18 protein-coding genes are annotated in these 18,823 nt (G+C 67.1%); 11 read left to right on the top strand and 7 right to left on the bottom strand.

Annotated features, from left to right (window positions below; genetic code table 11):
* Positions 1-34 precede the first annotated feature (34 nt).
* The 3 genes from VFY73_RS17320 to VFY73_RS17310 are packed head-to-tail and all read left to right on the top strand — an operon-like array spanning position 35 to position 2,575.
* Positions 35-778 carry a metallophosphoesterase family protein gene (locus VFY73_RS17320; RefSeq protein WP_329720990.1) on the top strand — a complete coding sequence of 248 codons (744 nt, stop codon included), beginning with the start codon at positions 35-37 and terminating at the stop codon, positions 776-778.
* Positions 768-2,237 (top strand): bifunctional serine/threonine-protein kinase/universal stress protein, encoded by a 1,470-nt coding sequence (locus tag VFY73_RS17315; protein WP_329720988.1) that lies wholly within the window; start codon positions 768-770, stop codon positions 2,235-2,237. The genes VFY73_RS17320 and VFY73_RS17315 overlap by 11 nt, the downstream gene beginning before the upstream one ends.
* Positions 2,234-2,575 carry a YkgJ family cysteine cluster protein gene (locus VFY73_RS17310; RefSeq protein ID WP_329720986.1) on the top strand — a complete coding sequence of 114 codons (342 nt, stop codon included), beginning with the start codon at positions 2,234-2,236 and terminating at the stop codon, positions 2,573-2,575. Before VFY73_RS17315 ends, VFY73_RS17310 begins: the two co-directional genes overlap by 4 nt.
* A gap of 27 nt (positions 2,576-2,602) precedes the next feature.
* On the opposite strand, the gene VFY73_RS17305 is transcribed toward VFY73_RS17310, so the two are convergent.
* Positions 2,603-3,922 carry an MFS transporter gene (locus VFY73_RS17305; protein ID WP_329721002.1) on the bottom strand — a complete coding sequence of 440 codons (1,320 nt, stop codon included), beginning with the start codon at positions 3,920-3,922 and terminating at the stop codon, positions 2,603-2,605.
* A gap of 138 nt (positions 3,923-4,060) precedes the next feature.
* On the opposite strand from VFY73_RS17305, the gene cyoA reads away from it, so the two are divergent.
* The 8 genes from cyoA (at position 4,061) to VFY73_RS17265 (ending at position 11,716) form a co-directional block, all read left to right on the top strand.
* Positions 4,061-5,122, top strand: coding sequence for a ubiquinol oxidase subunit II (cyoA, locus tag VFY73_RS17300; protein WP_329720984.1), 1,062 nt, complete (start codon positions 4,061-4,063; stop codon positions 5,120-5,122).
* 61 nt (positions 5,123-5,183) lie between these two features.
* Positions 5,184-7,196: a cytochrome o ubiquinol oxidase subunit I gene (gene cyoB / locus VFY73_RS17295; protein WP_329720982.1), complete on the top strand. Its 2,013-nt coding sequence runs from the start codon at positions 5,184-5,186 to the stop codon at positions 7,194-7,196.
* 13 nt (positions 7,197-7,209) lie between these two features.
* Positions 7,210-7,842, top strand: a complete 633-nt coding sequence (cyoC, locus tag VFY73_RS17290; RefSeq protein ID WP_329720980.1) for a cytochrome o ubiquinol oxidase subunit III — start codon at positions 7,210-7,212, stop codon at positions 7,840-7,842.
* Positions 7,842-8,237 carry a cytochrome o ubiquinol oxidase subunit IV gene (cyoD, locus tag VFY73_RS17285; RefSeq protein WP_414654482.1) on the top strand — a complete coding sequence of 132 codons (396 nt, stop codon included), beginning with the start codon at positions 7,842-7,844 and terminating at the stop codon, positions 8,235-8,237. The genes cyoC and cyoD overlap by 1 nt, the downstream gene beginning before the upstream one ends.
* A gap of 131 nt (positions 8,238-8,368) precedes the next feature.
* Positions 8,369-9,151 (top strand): SURF1 family protein, encoded by a 783-nt coding sequence (locus VFY73_RS17280; RefSeq protein ID WP_329720978.1) that lies wholly within the window; start codon positions 8,369-8,371, stop codon positions 9,149-9,151.
* On the top strand, positions 9,132-10,481 hold the full coding sequence (locus tag VFY73_RS17275) for an ATP-binding protein (RefSeq protein WP_329720976.1): 1,350 nt from the start codon (positions 9,132-9,134) through the stop codon (positions 10,479-10,481). Before VFY73_RS17280 ends, VFY73_RS17275 begins: the two co-directional genes overlap by 20 nt.
* Positions 10,471-11,010: a response regulator transcription factor gene (locus VFY73_RS17270; RefSeq protein ID WP_329720974.1), complete on the top strand. Its 540-nt coding sequence runs from the start codon at positions 10,471-10,473 to the stop codon at positions 11,008-11,010. Before VFY73_RS17275 ends, VFY73_RS17270 begins: the two co-directional genes overlap by 11 nt.
* Before the next feature lie 292 nt (positions 11,011-11,302).
* Positions 11,303-11,716, top strand: a complete 414-nt coding sequence (locus tag VFY73_RS17265; protein ID WP_414654481.1) for a DoxX family protein — start codon at positions 11,303-11,305, stop codon at positions 11,714-11,716.
* A gap of 206 nt (positions 11,717-11,922) precedes the next feature.
* On the opposite strand, the gene ftsZ is transcribed toward VFY73_RS17265, so the two are convergent.
* The 6 genes from ftsZ to murG form a co-directional block, all read right to left on the bottom strand.
* On the bottom strand, positions 11,923-13,161 hold the full coding sequence (gene ftsZ, locus VFY73_RS17260) for a cell division protein FtsZ (protein WP_329720972.1): 1,239 nt from the start codon (positions 13,159-13,161) through the stop codon (positions 11,923-11,925).
* A 178-nt stretch (positions 13,162-13,339) separates the two neighbouring features.
* On the bottom strand, positions 13,340-14,572 hold the full coding sequence (ftsA, locus tag VFY73_RS17255; RefSeq protein WP_329720970.1) for a cell division protein FtsA: 1,233 nt from the start codon (positions 14,570-14,572) through the stop codon (positions 13,340-13,342).
* A gap of 13 nt (positions 14,573-14,585) precedes the next feature.
* The gene (locus VFY73_RS17250) at positions 14,586-15,380 is read right to left on the bottom strand and encodes a cell division protein FtsQ/DivIB (RefSeq protein ID WP_329720968.1); all 795 of its coding nucleotides are present in this window, start codon (positions 15,378-15,380) and stop codon (positions 14,586-14,588) included.
* Between the two features lie 5 nt (positions 15,381-15,385).
* Positions 15,386-16,360 carry a D-alanine--D-alanine ligase gene (locus tag VFY73_RS17245; RefSeq protein ID WP_329720966.1) on the bottom strand — a complete coding sequence of 325 codons (975 nt, stop codon included), beginning with the start codon at positions 16,358-16,360 and terminating at the stop codon, positions 15,386-15,388.
* Entirely contained in the window at positions 16,357-17,766 is a 1,410-nt protein-coding gene (gene murC / locus VFY73_RS17240) for a UDP-N-acetylmuramate--L-alanine ligase (RefSeq protein ID WP_329720964.1), read from the bottom strand. The genes VFY73_RS17245 and murC overlap by 4 nt, the downstream gene beginning before the upstream one ends.
* Positions 17,763-18,815, bottom strand: coding sequence for an undecaprenyldiphospho-muramoylpentapeptide beta-N-acetylglucosaminyltransferase (gene murG, locus VFY73_RS17235; RefSeq protein WP_414654484.1), 1,053 nt, complete (start codon positions 18,813-18,815; stop codon positions 17,763-17,765). Before murG ends, murC begins: the two co-directional genes overlap by 4 nt.
* Positions 18,816-18,823 lie beyond the last annotated feature (8 nt).

The following is an 18,823-nucleotide window of genomic DNA, read 5'->3' as shown; positions in this document are numbered from 1 at the left end:
CTCGGCAACATGGTGCGCTGGAGACAATCGGCTCATGAAACTCGCCTTGATCACCGACCTGCACGCCAACCGCGAGGCGGTGCAATCGGTGCTGGACCACGCCCGTGGCCAGGGTGCCGGTCGCTACGCGTTCCTGGGCGACTACGTCGGCTACGGTGCCGACCCGGGCTGGGTCGTCGACACGGTGATGGGCTTCGTTGATCAAGGTGCCATCGCCGTCGGCGGCAACCACGACGCCGGCGCCACCAAGGGCCCTTCGCCCCACATGCGGCTCGATGCACGTCGCGTCATCGAATGGACGCATGCCCAGCTGAGCCCGCGCCAGCTGGGATTTCTGGAAGGCCTGCCGCTGGCCAAGACCGACGGCGACATGCTGTTCGTGCACGCCAACGCCTTCGCTCCGGCGGAGTGGGAATACATCCAGAGTCGCATCGAGGCCGTGCGCAGCCTGCATGCAACGCCTTGCCACTACACCTTCTGCGGCCACATGCACGAACCCAAGCTGTTCCACCTGTCGGGCACCGGCAAGGCAGGTGACTTCGTGCCGACGCCCGGCGTGCCGATCCCGGTGCCGTCGCACCGCCAATGGCTGGTGATTCCCGGCTCGGCTGGCCAGCCGCGCGACGGCAATCCCGCCGCCTGCTACGCGATGTTCGACATCGAGGAGCAAATGCTCACCTTCCACCGGGTGCCTTACGACCACGAGACGGCTGCCGACAAGATCCGCCAGGCCGGCCTGCCTGCTGCATTGGCCGACCGCTTGGCGCATGGAGAGTAGCTTCACCGCCGTGGGCCCGCGCCCGCTGGCTGTCGGCCAGGTGGTCGACCAATTCCGCCTCGAAGAATCGCTGCACCAGGGCGGCATGGCCACGCTGTGGCGTGTGACGCGGCTCGAAGCCGACGGCCAGCCCGCGCCGGCAGAGCTGCCGCTGCTGATGAAGGTGCCGCGCATCAAGGGCGGCGAGGACCCGGCCACCATCGTCGGCTTCGAGGTCGAGCGGATGATCATGCCGATGCTCAGCGGCCCGCATGTGCCCAAGTTCATCGCCAAGGGCGACTTCACGCGCCAGCCCTACATCGTGATGGAACACATCCCCGGGCCGTCGCTGCGGCCGCGGCTCGACGAGGCACCCCTCGCGCTCGACGAGGTGGTCGAGATCGGTTCGCGGGTGGCGGATGCGCTGCACGACCTGCACCACCAGCATGTGGTGCACCTGGACATCAAGCCGAGCAACATCCTGTTCCGGCCCGACGGCACGGCCGTGCTGATCGACTTCGGCCTGTCGCGCCATGACCACCTGCCCGACCTGCTGGACGAGGAGTTCACGCTGCCGATGGGCACCGGGCCGTACATGTCGCCCGAACAGGTGCAGTTCGTGCGCAATGACCCGCGCAGCGACCTGTTCGCGCTGGGCGTGATGCTCTACCACTTCACCACTGGCGAGCGGCCATTCGGCGCACCCGATTCGGTGCAAGGACTGCGCCGCCGGCTCTACGTCGATCCGGTGCCGCCGCGCGCGCTGCGCGCAGATTGCCCGCCTTGGCTGCAGGAGGTGATCCTGAAGTGCCTGGAGGTCAAGGCCGAGCACCGGTACCAGAGCGCGGCCCAACTCGGCCTGGCATTGCAGGACCCGGCCCAGGTGCCGCTGACCAAGCGCGCCGCAAAGCTGCAGCGCAGCAGCGCCTTCAAGCGCTTCAAACGCTGGTTCTTTGCGCTCGGTGCCGAGCCTGACGCACGGCCCGTCAACGCCACCGAAGTGGTCAAGAAGAGCCCGATCATTCTGGCCGCGGTCGATATCGAAAGCGCCGGCACGAACCTGCTCGAGGAGCTGCGCGAAACCGTGCGCCGCATCGTGCTGACCGAACCCGGCGCGCGGCTGGCCTGCGTCAGCGTGATGCGCACCGCGCGCATCGGCATGGACGAGCTGACCGACGAACACGGCCAGAGCGTGCACGTGAAGCAGCTGATCGGCCTGAAGCACTGGGCGCGGCCGATCAGCAAGGCGCTGAACCTGGACGACGGGCGGCTGACCTTTCATGTGTTGGAGGCGCCGGATGCGGCGTCGGCACTCGTCGAGTTCGCCCGCCGCAACCACATCGACCACATCGTGATGGGCGCACGCGGCAACTCGGCTTTGCGACGCTATCTGGGCAGCGTGTCATCGCAAGTCGTGGCTGAATCCGACTGCACGGTCACTGTGGTGCGTGCCGCCGAACCCGACAACGAAGCCTCATGAGCCCCCCCGCCGACAACCCCTGCGTGCACTGCGGCGCCTGCTGTGCGAGCTTTCGCGTCGATTTCGCGCGCGACGAGTTGATGAGCGAGGGCGGCACGGTGCCGGACGGCCTTGCGGTCACCGTCACCAGCCACACCTGCCGGATGCGCGGCACCGACCACGCGCAGCCGCGTTGCGCGGCGCTCAGCGGTCAAGTCGGCGTCAACGCCCGCTGCGGGATCTACGAATGGCGCCCCGGGCCGTGCCGCGAGTTCGGCATGCTGGCTCCGCTGGGCCGCGGTGACGCGGCCTGCGCGCGGGCCCGGGCGCGCCATGGGCTGGCGCCTCTCCCGGGCTAGCTTCGGCGCAGCCAGCGCCGTGTTCGATCAGTCGCGAACCGCCGACGACAGCGCCTTGTTCGCGCGCAGCGCCAGCAGCGTGCAGGCGGCGCCCGAAAGCAAGTACAAGCTAACCGCGATCAGGCCGAACTTCGCGCCCAGGCCCAGTGCCACCAGAGGGGCGAACGCGGCGCCGACCAGCCAGGCCAGGTCGGCCGACAGGGCCGCGCCGGTGTAGCGGAATTGCGGCAGGAAGTTCGAGGTGACCGAACCGGCTGCCTGGCCATACGACAGGCCGAGCAGCACGAAGCCGATCAGGATGAAGGTGTCCTCACCGGCCACGCCACCGCCCAGCAGCGCCGGCGTGACCAGGCTGAAGATCGCGATCAGCACCGCCAGGCCACCCAGCGTGCGGCGACGGCCGATGCGATCGGCCACCCAGCCGGACAGCGGCATCGCGGCCGCAGCCAGCACCGCCCCGACCAGCTCAACCGCCATGAACTGGCCGACCGACTGCTCCGAATACAGCATGATCCACGACAGCGGGAACACCGTGACGAGGTGGAACAGCGCGTAGCTGGCCATCGCGGCGAAGGCGCCAATCACCACGTTGTGGCCCTGCTCGGCGAACAGCTCGCCGACATCGCACGGATCGAGCTCGTGCCGCTCGAGCTGGCGCTCGTATTCATGCGTCACCACCAGGCGCAGCCGCGCGAACAGCGCGACGACGTTGATCGCGAACGCGGCGAAGAACGGATAACGCCAGCCCCAGGTGAGGAAGTCCTGCGAGCTCAGGTTGGCCCACAGGTAGGCGAAGACGCCACAGGCGACGAAGAAGCCGATCGGGGCGCCCAGCTGGCCGAGCATCGCGTACCAGCCGCGCTTGTGCTCCGGCGCGTTCAGCGCCAGCAGCGACGGCAGGCCGTCCCACGAACCGCCCAGCGCCAGGCCCTGGCCGATGCGGCACAGCATCAGCAGCACGATGGCCGCCGAGCCCGCCTGCTCGTAACCCGGCAGCAAGGCCATGCCCACTGTCGAGCTGCCCAGCAGGAACAGCGAGACCGTCAGCTTCGCGCTGCGGCCGAAGCGCTGCTGGATCTGCATGCTGACCACGGTGCCCACCGGGCGCACCACGAAGGCCACCGCGAACAGCGCGAAGGCGTACAGCGTGCCCTGCAGCCGGTCGGCGAACGGGAAGAACACCGCCGGGAACACCAGCACCGACGCGATGCCGTAGACGAAGAAGTCGAAGTATTCGGACGCCCGGCCGATCACGACGCCGACGGCGATGTCACCGGGGGCGACATCGGCATCGGCAGGCTTGACGGGGCCGGAAGCGGAGGGAGCAGGACCGTGAAAAGTTGGCAGCACGGCGGCGGAAGACGGGGTGGCAAACGGCTGGGTCACGGGGCCTGGGACAAATTGTCCAATCGTTGATTTGGATCAATCAGGATAGATTCCGGCTCGCTGCGCAACTGGCGTTTTCCCGCGCGCTCGGTAACCCTGATGTCACTCCTACGCTCACTCTCCAGCACTTTGGCCCGCGTGGGTCTAGCCGGCCTCGCACTGGGCCTCACCGGCTGCGACACGGTGGTGATGAAGCCTCATGGCGACATTGCCGCCCAACAAGCGCAACTCATCGTCACCTCGACGCTGCTGATGCTGCTGATCATCGTACCCGTGATCGCGCTGACTTTGTTCTTCGCCTGGCGTTATCGCCAATCGAACACCGAAGCCACGTATTCGCCCGACTGGGACCACTCGACCCGCCTCGAGCTGATCATCTGGGGCGCCCCGCTGCTGATCATCATTGCGCTGGGCGCGATCACCTGGATCAGCACCCACAAGCTCGATCCGTACCGCCCGCTGGATCGCATCGACGCCGAGCGCCCGCTCCCGGCCGACGTGAAGCCGCTGGTCGTCGAGGTCGTCGCGCTCGACTGGAAATGGCTGTTCCTCTACCCGGAGCAGGGCGTTGCCACCGTCAACGAGCTCGCCGCGCCGGTCGATCGCCCGATCCAGTTCCGCATCACCTCGTCGAACGTGATGAACGCGTTCTACGTGCCCGCGCTGGCCGGCATGGTCTACGCGATGCCGGGCATGGAAACCAAGCTGCACGCCGTGATCAACAAGGCCGGCAACTACGAAGGCCTGTCGGCCAACTACAGCGGCGCCGGTTTCTCGAACATGCGCTTCCGCTTCCACGGCCTCTCGGATGCCGATTTCGACAAGTGGGTCGCGAACAACCGCCAGCAGGGCAGCCAGTTGGACGGCGCGGCCTACCAGCAGCTGGAGCAACCGAGCGAGCGCGAACCGGTGCGTCGCTACGGCAAGGTCGAAGCAGGCCTGTTCAGCGCCATCGTCAACCGCTGCGTCGACGGTCAGAAGATGTGCATGCACCAGATGATGGCCATCGACGCCGCTGGCGGCAGCGGCAAGCCCGGCATCGCCGGCCTGATGCGCCAACCCTGGCGCAACGAAGAAGGCGACACCGAGCGCATGGTCGTCGCCGGCCTGTGCACGCCGACGAATCTGCTGGGCGAGCCGCTGCCCGTGACCAAGCGCTGACCCTGCCCCGACCCCGTTTCGCCGACGCGCCCACCACGGGCGCGCCGGCGCGAGAGCCAAGATGTCCACCGCGTCCACCGTCTCCACCGACTCGAACAACCTGTTCTTCGGCCGCCTCAGCTGGGAGGCCATCCCGCTGCACGAGCCGATCCTCATCGTCACCTTCGCGATGGTGGCGCTCGGCAGCCTCGGCCTGATGGCCGTGCTGACCAAGTTCCGCCTGTGGGGCCCGTTGTGGCGCGACTGGATCTGCAGCATCGACCACAAGAAGATCGGCATCATGTACATCGTGCTCGGTGTCGTGATGCTGCTGCGCGGCTTCGCCGATGCGCTGATGATGCGCGCCCAGCAGGCGATGGCGTTCGGAGACCAGGCCGGCTTCCTGCCACCGCACCACTACGACCAGATCTTCACGGCCCACGGCGTGATCATGATCTTCTTCGTCGCGATGCCGCTGGTCACCGGCTTCATGAACTACGTGGTGCCGCTGCAGATCGGCGCACGCGACGTGGCCTTCCCGTTCCTGAACAACTTCAGCTTCTGGATGACCACCGGCGGCGCCGTGCTGGTGATGATCTCGCTGTTCATCGGCGAGTTCGCAAAGACCGGCTGGCTGGCCTACCCGCCGCTGTCGGGGCTGTTGCAGAGCCCGGATGTCGGGGTCGATTACTACCTCTGGTCACTGCAGGTCGCGGGCATAGGCACGACGTTGTCCGGCATTAACCTGATCGCGACCATCATCAAGATGCGCGCGCCGGGCATGACGATGATGAAGATGCCGGTGTTCACCTGGACCTCGCTGTGCACCAACGTGCTGATCGTCGCGACCTTCCCGGTGCTGGCGGCCGCCCTCGCGCTGCTGACCGCTGACCGCTACCTCGGCACCGCGTTCTTCACGAACGACCTCGGCGGCAACGCGATGTTGTACGTGAACCTGATCTGGATCTGGGGCCACCCCGAGGTCTACATCCTGGTGCTGCCCGTCTTCGGCATCTTCTCGGAAGTCGTCTCCACGTTCAGCCGCAAGCGCCTGTTCGGTTACGCGTCGATGGTCTACGCGACGGTCGTGATCACGATCCTGTCATACCTGGTGTGGCTGCACCACTTCTTCACGATGGGTTCGGGGGCGAGCGTCAACTCGTTCTTCGGCATCACGACGATGATCATCTCGATCCCGACCGGGGCGAAGATCTTCAACTGGCTGTTCACGATGTACCGCGGCCGGATCAAGTTCGAGGTGCCGATGCTGTGGACGGTGGGCTTCATGGTCACCTTCACGATCGGCGGCATGACCGGCGTGCTGCTGGCCGTGCCGGCAGCCGACTTCGTGCTGCACAACAGCCTGTTCCTGATCGCCCACTTCCACAACGTGATCATCGGCGGCGTGGTGTTCGGCATCTTTGCCGGCATCAACTACTGGTTCCCGAAGGCCTTCGGCTTCCGCCTCGATGCGTTCTGGGGCAAGGTTTCGTTCTGGTGCTGGTTCGTCGGTTTCTGGGTCGCGTTCACGCCGCTGTACGTGCTGGGCCTGATGGGCGTCACGCGCCGCATGAGCCACTTCGACGACCCGTCGCTGCAGATCTGGTTCCAGATCGCTGCGGTCGGCGCGGTGATCGTCGCCTTCGGCATCGCCGCGTTCCTGATCCAGATCGCCGTCAGCGTCATGAAGCGCAAGGAACTGCGTGACGTGACCGGCGACCCGTGGGAAGGCCGCACGCTCGAATGGGCCACCGCCTCGCCGCCGGCCGACTACAACTTCGCGTTCACGCCGGTCGTGCACGAACAGGACGCCTGGTACGACATGAAGCAGCGCGGCCACCAGCGCCCGACGCAAGGCTTCAAGCCGATCCACATGCCGAAGAACACGGCCGCCGGTTTCGTGATCGCGATGCTGGCCACCGCCTGCGGCTTCGCGCTGGTCTGGCACATGTGGATTCCGGTCGTGATCACCTTCCTGGCCACGGTCGGTGCGGCCATCGTGCACACCTTCAACTTCGACCGCGACTACCACATCCCCGCCGACGAGGTCACCCGCAGCGAAGACGCCCGCACCGCGGCGCTGGCCGCGGTCTGACGAGGTTCGCTCCATGACTGCCACCACGCTTTCCAACCCGGTTGTCCCCTCGGCCGCGCCGGTCGTGTTCTACGACGACGGCAGCCACCACCCGCAGCAAGGCACGCTGCTGGGCTTCTGGCTGTATCTGATGAGCGACTGCCTGCTGTTCGCAGTGCTGTTCGCCGTCTACGCGGTGCTCGGCCGCAGCTATGCCGCCGGCCCGTCGGGCGCCGACCTGTTCGACCTGCCGCTGGTCGCGACCAACACCGCGCTGCTGCTGTTCTCGTCGATCACCTACGGCTTCGCGATGATCGCGATGCAGCACAACCGCAAGACCGGCGTGCTGATCTGGCTGGGCATCACGGGCCTGTTCGGCCTGGGCTTCCTGGGCCTGGAGCTGTACGAGTTCCACCACCTGATCCACGAAGGCGCCGGCCCGTGGCGCAGTGCCTTCCTGTCGTCGTTCTTCACGCTCGTCGGCACTCACGGCCTGCACGTCACCTTCGGCTGCATCTGGCTGGTCGTGCTGATGCTGCAGGTCCGCAAGCTCGGCCTGACGCGTGAGAACAAGCGCCGCCTGATGTGCCTGTCGATGTTCTGGCACTTCCTCGACGTCGTCTGGATCGGCGTCTTCACCTTCGTGTATTTGATGGGGAGCATGTGATGAGCTCCGTTCCGATGAGCGACCACAACGAACACCACGACGACCATCACGGCGATGAAGGCGGCTACCACGCCACCGTCGAGGGGTACCTGATCGGCTTCCTGCTGTCGGTCGTGCTGACGGCCATTCCGTTCTGGCTCGTGATGGGCAACGTGATGTCGTCGCCAAAGGTCACGGCCTTCGTGATCCTCGGCTTCGCCGCGGTGCAGATGGTCGTGCACATGATCTATTTCCTGCACCTGAACGCGAAGGTCGAAGGCGGCTGGTCGCTGCTGGCGCTGACCTTCACCGCCGCACTGGTGGTGATCATGCTGGCCGGCTCGATCTGGGTGATGTACCACCTGAACACCAACATGATGCCGACGGCCGATCCGCAGGTGATGCGCAACATGTGAATGGAGCCCCCACGCTCCCTGCCGGTCGCTGCCCCCCATGGGGGCTTCTGCAGCGGACCGGCAAAGCCGGATCCGCGCAAATTCCTTGGTTTGGTTTCTGACATGCGGTGCGTGACACCCTCGATCAACGAATGAGTGGGTACACCCCGACTCCACGCTCGACACGCCGCCTGGCCGCCTGGTCGGCGGCGTTGGCGTTGGCGTTCGCCGTTTTCATTGCGCTGGGCAGTTGGCAGGTGCAGCGGCTGGCGTGGAAGGAAAGCCTGATCACGCGTGTCGATCAACACCGCCATGCGAAGCCGAAGCCCGCTCCCGGCCCGGACGCCTGGAACCAGCTGACCCGCGAGGCGGACGAGTACCGCCGTGTCAGCGTGCAAGGCCGCTTCGACCATGCGCGCAGCACGCTCGTGACGGCTACCACCGAACTCGGCAGCGGCTACTGGTTGCTGACACCGCTGCAGGCCGACGACGGCCGCTGGGTGTTCGTCAATCGCGGCTTCGTGCCCCCCGATCAGCGCGAACGCGTGCTGAGCGCCGCGGCGGCGCCCGTCGGCGACCAGAGCATCACCGGGCTGCTCCGTTTCACCGAGCCGGGCGGCGCATTCCTGCGCGACAACGATGCGACAGCCGGCCGCTGGTACTCACGTGACGTTGCGGCCATCGCGGCGGCACGCGGCCTGCAGGCCGGTGTCGCGCCCTACTTCGTCGACCAGGCTGCGCCCCACCCGGCCACGCGCGACTGGCCACGCGCCGGACTGACGGTCGTCCACTTCAGCAACAATCACCGCATCTATGCCGCCACCTGGTTCGCATTGGCGGTGATGGCGGCCTGCGCCTTCGGATACCTGGTGCTCGACGAAAGGCGCCTCAGGAGCCTAGCTGGAGACCCCGGACTTGTCCCTGTCCGACACTGACGACGACACCCCCGGTCAACCGCCGCTCGGCGAGGTCGGCAAGGTGCCCGAGCGCCTGGCCGGCCGCAAGAACCTGCTGCAGCTGATCCAGCTGCGCTGGCTCGCCGTCGCGGGCCAGCTGGTCACGATCCTCGCGGTGAACTTCCTGCTCGGCGTCGACCTGCCGTTGGTGCCGATGCTGACGCTGCTGGCGGCGTTGGCGCTGTTCAACGTCGCCAGCCTGCAGCGCAGCCGGCTGTCGCTGCCGGTGGGCAACGGCGAGCTGTTCGCCGGCATGCTGGTCGACGTCGGCGTGCTGACCGCGCAGCTGTTCTTCGCCGGCGGCATCACCAACCCCTTCATCTACCTGTACCTGCTACAGGTTGCCGTCGGCTCGGTGCTGCTGAAGCCGCGCTACATCTGGGCCATCGTCGTGGCGACCAGCCTGGGCTTCGTGCTGCTGACGCGCTGGCACCGCCCGCTGCCGATGCCGCACCTGGCCAACCCCGTGCTCTCGCCGCAGTACATCGGTGGGCTGGTGCTGTGCTACCTGCTCACCGCATCGCTGCTGGTGATCTTCATCGGCCGCATCGGCCGCAACCTGCGCCAGCGCGACGCGAGCCTGGCCGCGTTGCGCCAGCGTGCGGCCGAGGAAGAACACATCGTCCGCATGGGCCTGCTGGCCACCGGCGCGGCGCACGAGCTGGGCACGCCGCTGGCGACGCTGTCGGTGATCCTCGGTGACTGGGCGCGCATGGCACCGTTTGCCGGCGAGCCCGAGCTGCGCGAAGAGATCGAGGAGATGCAGGTGCAGATCCAGCGCTGCAAGACCATCGTCAGCGGCATCCTGATGTCGGCCGGCCGCACGCGCGGCGAAGCACCGATGGAGACCACGCTGCACGCCTTCCTTGACGAACTGGTGCAGCATTGGCGCAGCACCCGGCCCGGAAGCGCGCTCGACTACCGGCGCAGCGGCGTGCCGGACCTGCCACTGATCTCCGACGTGGCGCTGAAGCAAATGATCGACAACGTGCTCGACAACGCGCGCGACGCGGCCCCCTCGCTGCCGCTGCGCTTGAGCGTCAGCTGCGACGACGACACTTTGGTGCTGAAGGTGCAGGACCAGGGCCCCGGTTTCGCCCCGCCGATGCTCGAGTTCTTCGGCAAACCCTACCAATCCAGCAAGGGCCGCCCTGGCAGCGGCATGGGCTTGTTCCTGTCGGTCAACGTGGCCCGAATGCTGGGGGGCCACATCACGGCCCGCAATCGCCCCGAAGGCGGCGCCGAGGTCTGCATCAGCCTGCCCTTGAGCGCGCTGATGCCAGCGGAGTGGACACCGAATGAACGATGAAGCCCGCCAGTTGCTGATCGTCGAGGACGACGACGCTTTCGCTCGCACATTGGCACGCTCATTCGAGCGGCGCGGCTACGAGGTGCTGCGCGCGGTCGATCTCGAATCGGTCAAGACGCTGCTGCAGACGCACCAGCCCGGCTACGCGGTGGTCGACTTGAAGCTCGCTGGTGGCAGCTCGGGCCTGACCTGTGTGCAGTACCTGCACGAGCAGGACGACCAGATGATGATCGTCGTGCTGACAGGCTACGCGAGCATCGCGACCGCGGTCGAGGCGATCAAGCTCGGCGCCCGCCACTACCTGGCCAAACCCGCCAACACCGACGACATCGAGGCCGCGTTCGCCCGCGCCGAAGGCGACGCCGAGGTTGAGCTGACGGAGCGCACGACCTCGATCAAGACGCTCGAATGGGAGCGCATCCACGAGACGCTGGCCGAGACCGGTTTCAACATCTCGGAGACCGCGCGCCGCCTCGGCATGCACAGGCGAACCTTGGCCCGCAAGCTCGAGAAGCAGCGGGTGAAATAGAGCCCCCACGGGTCCTCCCGGGCCCTGCCCCCCGAGGGGGTTGAGCCCGGACATGAAAGGTCCAGTGGACCTTTCATGCCTGGCGAAGGGGCGGGCCACTGGCCCGCCGCGGTCCGCAAGACCGCGCAGCGGACCGGCAGAGCCGGATCCGCGCACGCCACTTGAAACGAAGAGGGGACACCCGGTGGGGTGTCACCTCTTCGGGCTGCCGCGAGCGCTGCTTCAGCCGTGTTCCTCAAGTGTGAGGCGGCCCAGGTTCATTTCGTGATTCCCTGTCCTCAAGGAGTTCGTGATGACGATGTCCCCTGCGGTTCAAGACACGTTGTCGCTGGTGGGCCGGGCCCTGCTGGCGTTGTTGTTCATCCCGGCTGGCTTCAGCAAGGTCACCGGTTTTGCCGGTGTCGTGGGATACATCGCGTCCAAGGGCGTGCCGATGCCGGAGGTCTGCGCGGCCCTGGCGATCGCAGCCGAGCTGGGGCTCGGCCTGCTGTTGCTGATCGGGTGGCAGGCTCGCTGGGCGGCACTCGGGTTGGCCCTGTTCGTGTTCGTCATCACGCCCATCTTCCACGCGTTCTGGGCCGTGCCGCCGGAGCAGCAGATGCTGCAGCAGCAGGCCTTCTTCAAGAACCTGGCGGCTGCCGGCGGGTTGTTGCTGGCCGCGGCCCTCGGCCCGGGGCGATTCAGCGTCGACGGGCGGCGCACGTAAGAATCGCGCCGTATTTCGGGCGCGCGAAGCGGCGCTCGTCGTCAAGTGGCGTGCGCGGATCCGGCTTTGCCGGTCCGCTGCGCGGTCTTGCGGACCGCGGCGGGCCAGTGGCCCGCCCCTTCGCCAGACATGAAAGGTCCACTGGACCTTTCATGTCCGGGCTCAGCCCCCTCGGGGGGCAGGCCCCCGGAGGGGCCGTGGGGGCCTCAATCCGCCTGCTTGCGCAGGAACGCCGGGATCTCGATCTCGTCCATGCCGTTCGAGCTCAGCGCTTCGACCTTCGCCGCGGCTTGGGTACGGCCGGTGCGCCACACGCTGGGCGTGGCGAGCTGGCTGTAGTCCTGCTGCGGCATCGCGGCCGGCGTGGTCAGCGTCGCGGTGCCGACCTGTGCGCCATGGCCCACCGGGTTGTTCAGCAGCGGCAGGTTGTCGGTGCCGGTGCGTAGCTGCGGTTGGGTCTGGATCACGGTCAGCGGTGCCTGCGCACGGCGGATCGACGACAGGCCGGTGGCGATCACCGTGACGCGCAGCTGGTCACCCAGGCTGTCGTCGTAGGCGGTGCCGTAGATCACGTGCGCATCTTCCGCGGCGTAACGGCGGATGGTGTTCATCGCGTTCTTGCTCTCGGCCAGCTTGAAGGTCGAGCGCGCGGCAGCGATCAGCACCAGCACGCCTCGCGCGCCGGACAGGTCGATGCCCTCCAGCAGCGGGCAGGCCACGGCCGCTTCAGCCGCCTTGTGGGCGCGGTCCGGGCCACCGGCCATCGCCGTGCCCATCATCGCCTTGCCGGGCTCGCTCATCACGGTCTTCACGTCTTCGAAGTCGACGTTGACCAGGCCCGGGATGTGGATGATGTCGCTGATGCCACCGACGGCGTTTTTCAGCACGTCGTTGGCGTGCGCGAAGGCCTGGTCCTGCGTAACGTCGTCGCCCAGCACTTCGAGCAGCTTCTCGTTCAGCACCACGATCAGCGAATCGACGTTGGCTTCCAGCTCGGCCACGCCGGCATCGGCCTGCTTGCTGCGGCGGCCGCCTTCGAAGTCGAAGGGCTTGGTCACCACACCAACCGTCAGGATGCCCATTTCCTTGGCCACGCGCGCGATCACCGGTGCCGCGCCGGTCCCCGTGCCGCCACCCATGCCGGCGGTGATGAACAGCATGTGCGCGCCGTCGATCGCCTGGCGGATGCGGTCGACCGCTTCTTCGGCCGCGCCGCGGCCGACGTCGGGCTTGGAGCCCGCGCCCAGGCCGGTGGTGCCCAACTGCACCAGGGCGGCGGCCGCGCTGCGGTTCAGCGCCTGCGCATCGGTGTTGGCGCAGATGAACTCCACGCCTTGAACCCCCTGCGTGATCATGTGCTCGACGGCATTGCCGCCACCACCCCCAACGCCGATCACCTTGATCTGCGTGCCTTGGTCGAATTCTTCGATCATCTCGATGGCCATATAACCTCCGTCGTCTGTGTTGCAGTTGCCGTACTGTGTTTGCCGTTAACCCCCAGGGCCGGGCTGCGCCCAGCCCGCCCCCGAGGGGGATCAAGAAACTCGGGAGCGGCCCTTCGTTTCTTGTTGAGTCCCAAGATCCCGGCCCCGTATTCGGGGCTCTCGTCTTCGCTTTGAACCCCTAGAAATTCCCCAAAAGCCAATCCTTGGCTTTGCCAAAGAAGGTTGTCACCGAACCTGCCTGCTGGGCCGCCTTGTGGCCACGCGTGTGGGCCAGCCGCGCTTCTTCGAGCAAGCCCATCACGGTGGCCGAGCGCGGGTTGGCCACCATGTCGAACAAGGCGCCGGAATAGGTCGGCAGGCCCTTGCGCACGGGCTTGAGGAAGATGTCCTCGCCCAGCTCGACCATGCCCGGCATCACCGCGGTGCCGCCGGTGATCACGATGCCCGAGGAGAGCAGCTCCTCGTAGCCCGAATCGCGGATCACCTGGTGCACCAGCGAATAGATTTCTTCGACGCGCGGCTCGATCACGCCGGCCAGCGCCTGGCGGCTGAGCATGCGCGGCACGCGGTCTCCCAGGCCAGGCACTTCGACCTGTTCGCTCGGGTCGGCCAGCAGCTGTTTGGCCACGCCGTACTCGACCTTGATCTCTTCCGCATCCTTGGTCGGCGTGCGTAGCGCCATCGCGATGTCGCTGGTGATCAGATCACCGGCGATCGGAATCACGGCCGTATGGCGGATCGAGCCGCCGGTGAAGATCGCGACGTCCGTCGTGCCGGCCCCGATGTCGACCACCGCGACGCCGAGGTCCTTCTCGTCTTCGGTCAGCACCGCCGCGGCGGAAGCCGTGGGCGACAGCGCGAGCTGCTCCACTTCCAGCCCGCAACGCCGCACGCACTTCAGGATGTTCTCCGCCGCGCTCTGCGCACCGGTGGCGATGTGCACCTTGACTTCGAGCCGGCTGCCGCTCATGCCGATCGGCTCTTTCACCTCGTGGCCGTCGATCACGAACTCCTGCGATTCGACCAGCAGCAGCCGCTGGTCGTTCGGGATGTTGATCGCCTTGGCGGTCTCGATCACGCGCGCGACGTCGACCGGCGTCACCTCGCGGTTGTCGCGCACGATCACCATGCCGGTCGAGTTCTGGCCGCGGATGTGGCTGCCGGTGATACCGGTGTAGACGCGCTCGATCTTGCAGGCGGCCATCATCTCGGCCTCTTTCAACGCCTGCTGGATCGACTGCACCGTCGCGTCGATGTTCACGACCACGCCGCGCTTCAGGCCGTGCGAGCTGGCCACACCGAGCCCGGCCACGCGCAGCTCGCCGCCGGGCATGACCTCGGCCACCACCGCCATCACCTTGGCGGTGCCGATGTCGAGCCCGACAACGAGATCCTTGTATTCCTTGGCCATCAGTTCTTATCCCTCATTCGTTCGGCTCGCTGGCGGCCACCACGGGGGCAACCGGGCCTTTCATCCGTAGCGCGTAGCCGTCGGCGTGGCGCAGGTCGGCATGGTCCCAGCTGCGACGCTGGCGTGCGGCGACCTGCGTCACCGTTCGCACGAAGCGCGCCACGCGGGCCACCACTTCTTCTTGGCTGCCGCGGCCCAGCTCGACCTCGGCGCCGTTGTCCAGCTCCACCCGCCACGAGCCGCGGTCTGAGACGGCCACGCGCGTCGGCGTCAAGTCCAACGGCATGAGCACAGGCCGCAGCTGGCGGTACATCGCCAGCACAGCCGCGGCGGCTGCATCGTCGCTGCCGGCAAATTCGGGCAGGTTGTCTTCGTCGACATCACCGAGGTTGGCCTCGAAAACCTCGCCGTGGGAGTTGACCAGCCGGTCGTTGCCTTCGTCACCCTTCCACACCGCCACCGGGTGGTGCTCTTCCATCTTCACCACCAGGCGGTTCGGGAACACCCGCTGGATCACCGCATGGCGCACCCAGGGCACGCTCTCGAACGCGCGCCGCGCAGCCTGCAAGTCGAGCGTGAAGTAATTGCCCGCCAGACGCGGCGCCGCGTTGGCGCGGATGGTTGCGGCGCTGTTGCGCGTGACCTCGCCTTCGAGCCGGATCGAGCGGAACGCGAACACCGGCTGGCGCGCGAACCAGGCCGCGCCGGCCGCGAGCAGCACCGTGCCGGCGAGCACGATGATCGCCAGCGCCGTGGCGTTCATCATGCGCACGTCGGGCGGCAGCTCATTGGCAACGGTCGTGGCCATCTCGATCACGCCTGCGCTTTCTTGATCGAGTCGAGGGTCGCACCGGCCAGCAGGTGCAGGCACAGCTGCTCGTAGTTCATGCCGGCCGCGGCCGCCGACTTGGGCACCAGCGAGTGGCTGGTCATCCCCGGCGAGGTGTTCATTTCCAGTAGAAAGGGCTTGCGGTCGCTCGCGCGGATCATCAGGTCGGCCCGGCCCCAGCCGCGGCAGCCCAGCACGCGGTAGGCCTTGAGCACGATGCGCTGGATCTCTTCTTCCTCGTGCGTCGGCAGGCCGCTTGGAATGAGGTAGTTAGTGTCATTCGACACGTACTTGTGTTCGTAGTCGTAGTTGCCGTCGGGGGCCTTGATGCCCACAACCGGCAGCGCCACGGCCGAGTCGCCCTCACCCAGCACCGGGCAGGTGACCTCTTCGCCATCGATGAACTCTTCGCACAGCACATCAGCATCGAAACTCGCCGCGAGCATCACCGCGTCCTGCATCTGCGAATAGCCCTGGACCTTGGTGACGCCGAACGACGAGCCTTCACGCACCGGCTTGACGATCAAGGGCAGCCCCAGATCGTCCGGCACCAGACGCGTGACCTCGTTGCCGTGCTGGCCCAGACCCAGCAGACGGTACCGCGGCGTAGGCAGACCCTCGGCGAGCCACACTCGCTTGGTCATCACCTTGTCCATCGCGATCGCCGAGGCCATCACGCCGGAGCCGGTGTACGGGATGCCCAGCAGCTCGAGCGCGCCTTGCACGGTGCCGTCTTCGCCGTGGCGACCATGCAGCGCGATAAAGCAACGCGCAAAACCCTCGGCCTTCAAGGCTTCGAGGTTGCGCTCGGACGGATCGAACGCATGCGCATCGACGCCCTGCGATTGCAACGCGGCCAGGACCCCGTTGCCCGACATGAACGACACCGGCCGCTCGGCCGAATCGCCGCCCATCAGCACGGCGACCTTGCCCAGACTCTTCACATCCACGGCCGTCATGCGGCACCCCCCGCCATCTCGGCCACCTGCGCCGGCACCGCACCGATCGAGCCCGCACCCATCGCGATCACCACATCGCCGTCGCGCGCGAAGCCGCAGATCTCGGCCGGCAGTTCGGCCACGTCGTCGACGAACACCGGATCGACCTTACCGGCCACGCGCAGCGCACGCACCAGCGCACGTCCATCGGCCGCGACGATCGGTGATTCGCCAGCCGGGTAGACCTCGGTCAGCAGCACCGCGTCGGCCTGGCCCATCACCTTGACGAAGTCCTCGAAGCAGTCGCGGGTACGGGTGTAGCGGTGCGGCTGGAACGCCAGCACCAGACGCCGGTCAGGGAAGGCACCACGTGCCGCGGCGATCACCGCCGCCATCTCGACCGGGTGGTGGCCGTAGTCGTCGATCAGCGTGAAGCGGCCGCCTTCCTTGGCCATCAGCTCGCCATATCGTTGGAAGCGCCGGCCGACGCCGCTGAACTGCGCCAAGGCGCGCACGATCGGCTCGTCGGCCAGCTCCAGCTCGGTCGCCACCGCGATCGCGGCCAGCGCATTGCGTACGTTGTGCTCGCCCGGCAGGTTCAGCGTGATCGCGAGCGGCGGCATTGCGATTCCGTTGCGCCGCTCGCAGGTGAATCGCATCTGGCCGCCCGGCAGCGCCTGCACGTCGACCGCACGCACCTGCACATCGTCGCCGAAGCCATAGGTGATGACCGGGCGCGAAATCATCGGCACGATGCTCTTCACGCCGGGATCGTCGCCGCAGAGGATGGCGGCGCCGTAGAACGGCATGCGGTGCACGAACTCGACAAAGGCCTGCTTCAGCTTCGCGAAGTCGTGGCCGTAGGTGTCCATGTGGTCGGCGTCGATGTTGGTCACGACGCTGAGAATGGGCATCAGGTTCAGGAACGACGCATCCGACTCGTCGGCCTCGACGACGATGAAGTCACCCGAACCCAGGCGCGAGTTCGCCCCTGCCGAGTTCAGCTTGCCGCCGATCACGAAGGTCGGGTCGACACCGGCTTCGGCCAGCACGCTGGTCACCAGCGAGGTGGTCGTCGTCTTGCCATGCGTGCCGGCGATCGCGATGCCCTTCTTCAGGCGCATCAATTCGGCCAGCATCACCGCACGCGGCACCACTGGTATGCGGTGCGCACGCGCAGCGATCACCTCGGGGTTGTCGCCCTTCACCGCGGTCGAGATGACCACGGCCTGGGCGCCGGTGATGTACGAGGCCTCGTGGCCGTGCGTGATGCGGATGCCCAACTCCGCCAGACGGCGCGTGGTCGGCGTGTCCGACTGATCGGAGCCCGACACCACGTAGCCGAGGTTGTGCAGGATCTCGGCGATGCCGCTCATCCCCGCGCCGCCGACGCCAACGAAGTGGATGTGCTTGACGGCATGCTTCATGACGTCATCCTTTCGATCTCGTCGGCCACCTTCGCAGCCGCCTGGGGTCGCGCCAGCAGTTTGGCCTTTTGGGCCATCGCCAGCAGTTGCTCCCTGTCCAGTTTTTGCAGCATCTCGGCCAACGTCTGCGGCGTCAGCGCGGTCTGCGGCAAATGCAGTGCCGCCCCGCGGTCGGCCATCCAGGCGGCGTTGTCCTTCTGGTGCGCCGTCGTGCTGACCACCAGCGGCACCAACACGCTGGCCACGCCGGCCGCGCACAGCTCGCTGACGGTGATCGCGCCGGCGCGGCAGACGATCAGGTCGCAAGCCTCGAGGTAGCTCGCCATGTCGTCGATGAAGGGCTGCACTTCGGCCTGAACGCCGAGCGTTGCATAGCGGCCGCGAACTTCGTCCAGGTGGGCCATGCCGGTCTGGTGCATCACCATCGGTCGGCGCTCCAGCGGCATCTGCGCCAGTGCGGCCGGCACCATTTCGTTGAGCACCTTGGCGCCCAGGCTGCCGCCCACCACCAGCATGCGCAGCGGGCCCTTGCGGCCTTCGAAACGCACTTCGGGCGGTGCCAGGTTCTCGATCTCGGCGCGCACCGGGTTGCCGGTCACCAGCCCCTGCTTGACCTTGGTGGCGGCCGGGCCGTCGAAGCCGAAAGCCACGCGGTCGGCCACCGGCAGCAGGGCGCGATTGCTCAGCAGCAGGCCGGCATCGGCGTTGACCAGCATCAGCGGCTTGCCCAGCAGCGAAGCCATCAAACCACCCGGGAAACAGACATAGCCGCCCATGCCCAGCACCGCATCGGCCGATCGCGCACGCAGGATGCGCGCCGAGTCCCAGAAAGCCTTCAGCATGCGCAGGCCGCCGGTCAAGGTTTGCAGCAAGTTCTTGCCGCGCAGGCCACTGAAGGCGAGCCGGTCCATCGCGATGCCGGACGGCGGCACCAGCTTGTTCTCCATGCCGCCTTCGGTGCCGAGCCAGCTGACGGCCCAGCCGCGCGCCTGCATTTCGCGCGCGACGGCGAGACCGGGGATCACGTGACCGCCGGTGCCCGCCGCCATGATGACGA

Origin of the sequence: Ideonella sp., assembly GCF_036277275.1 — a bacterium.
Taxonomy (GTDB): Bacteria; Pseudomonadota; Gammaproteobacteria; order Burkholderiales; family Burkholderiaceae_C; genus Ideonella.
The sequence above is the reverse complement of the archived record's forward strand: the minus strand, read 5'-3'. Positions and strand labels throughout refer to the sequence as shown.

What these genes read in the sequence shown, in the direction of transcription:
- VFY73_RS17320 (WP_329720990.1), top strand. Translation starts at nt 35, where the DNA reads ATGAAACTCGCCTTGATCACCGACCTGCACGCCAACCGCGAGGCGGTG.
- VFY73_RS17315 (WP_329720988.1), top strand. Translation starts at nt 768, where the DNA reads ATGGAGAGTAGCTTCACCGCCGTGGGCCCGCGCCCGCTGGCTGTCGGC.
- VFY73_RS17310 (WP_329720986.1), top strand. Translation starts at nt 2,234, where the DNA reads ATGAGCCCCCCCGCCGACAACCCCTGCGTGCACTGCGGCGCCTGCTGT.
- cyoA (WP_329720984.1), top strand. Translation starts at nt 4,061, where the DNA reads ATGTCACTCCTACGCTCACTCTCCAGCACTTTGGCCCGCGTGGGTCTA.
- cyoB (WP_329720982.1), top strand. Translation starts at nt 5,184, where the DNA reads ATGTCCACCGCGTCCACCGTCTCCACCGACTCGAACAACCTGTTCTTC.
- cyoC (WP_329720980.1), top strand. Translation starts at nt 7,210, where the DNA reads ATGACTGCCACCACGCTTTCCAACCCGGTTGTCCCCTCGGCCGCGCCG.
- cyoD (WP_414654482.1), top strand. Translation starts at nt 7,842, where the DNA reads ATGAGCTCCGTTCCGATGAGCGACCACAACGAACACCACGACGACCAT.
- VFY73_RS17280 (WP_329720978.1), top strand. Translation starts at nt 8,369, where the DNA reads ATGAGTGGGTACACCCCGACTCCACGCTCGACACGCCGCCTGGCCGCC.
- VFY73_RS17270 (WP_329720974.1), top strand. Translation starts at nt 10,471, where the DNA reads ATGAACGATGAAGCCCGCCAGTTGCTGATCGTCGAGGACGACGACGCT.
- VFY73_RS17265 (WP_414654481.1), top strand. Translation starts at nt 11,303, where the DNA reads ATGACGATGTCCCCTGCGGTTCAAGACACGTTGTCGCTGGTGGGCCGG.
- ftsZ (WP_329720972.1), bottom strand. Translation starts at nt 13,161, where the DNA reads ATGGCCATCGAGATGATCGAAGAATTCGACCAAGGCACGCAGATCAAG.
- ftsA (WP_329720970.1), bottom strand. Translation starts at nt 14,572, where the DNA reads ATGGCCAAGGAATACAAGGATCTCGTTGTCGGGCTCGACATCGGCACC.
- VFY73_RS17250 (WP_329720968.1), bottom strand. Translation starts at nt 15,380, where the DNA reads ATGGCCACGACCGTTGCCAATGAGCTGCCGCCCGACGTGCGCATGATG.
- VFY73_RS17245 (WP_329720966.1), bottom strand. Translation starts at nt 16,360, where the DNA reads ATGACGGCCGTGGATGTGAAGAGTCTGGGCAAGGTCGCCGTGCTGATG.
- murC (WP_329720964.1), bottom strand. Translation starts at nt 17,766, where the DNA reads ATGAAGCATGCCGTCAAGCACATCCACTTCGTTGGCGTCGGCGGCGCG.
- murG (WP_414654484.1), bottom strand. Translation starts at nt 18,815, where the DNA reads ATGGCGGCGGGCACCGGCGGTCACGTGATCCCCGGTCTCGCCGTCGCG.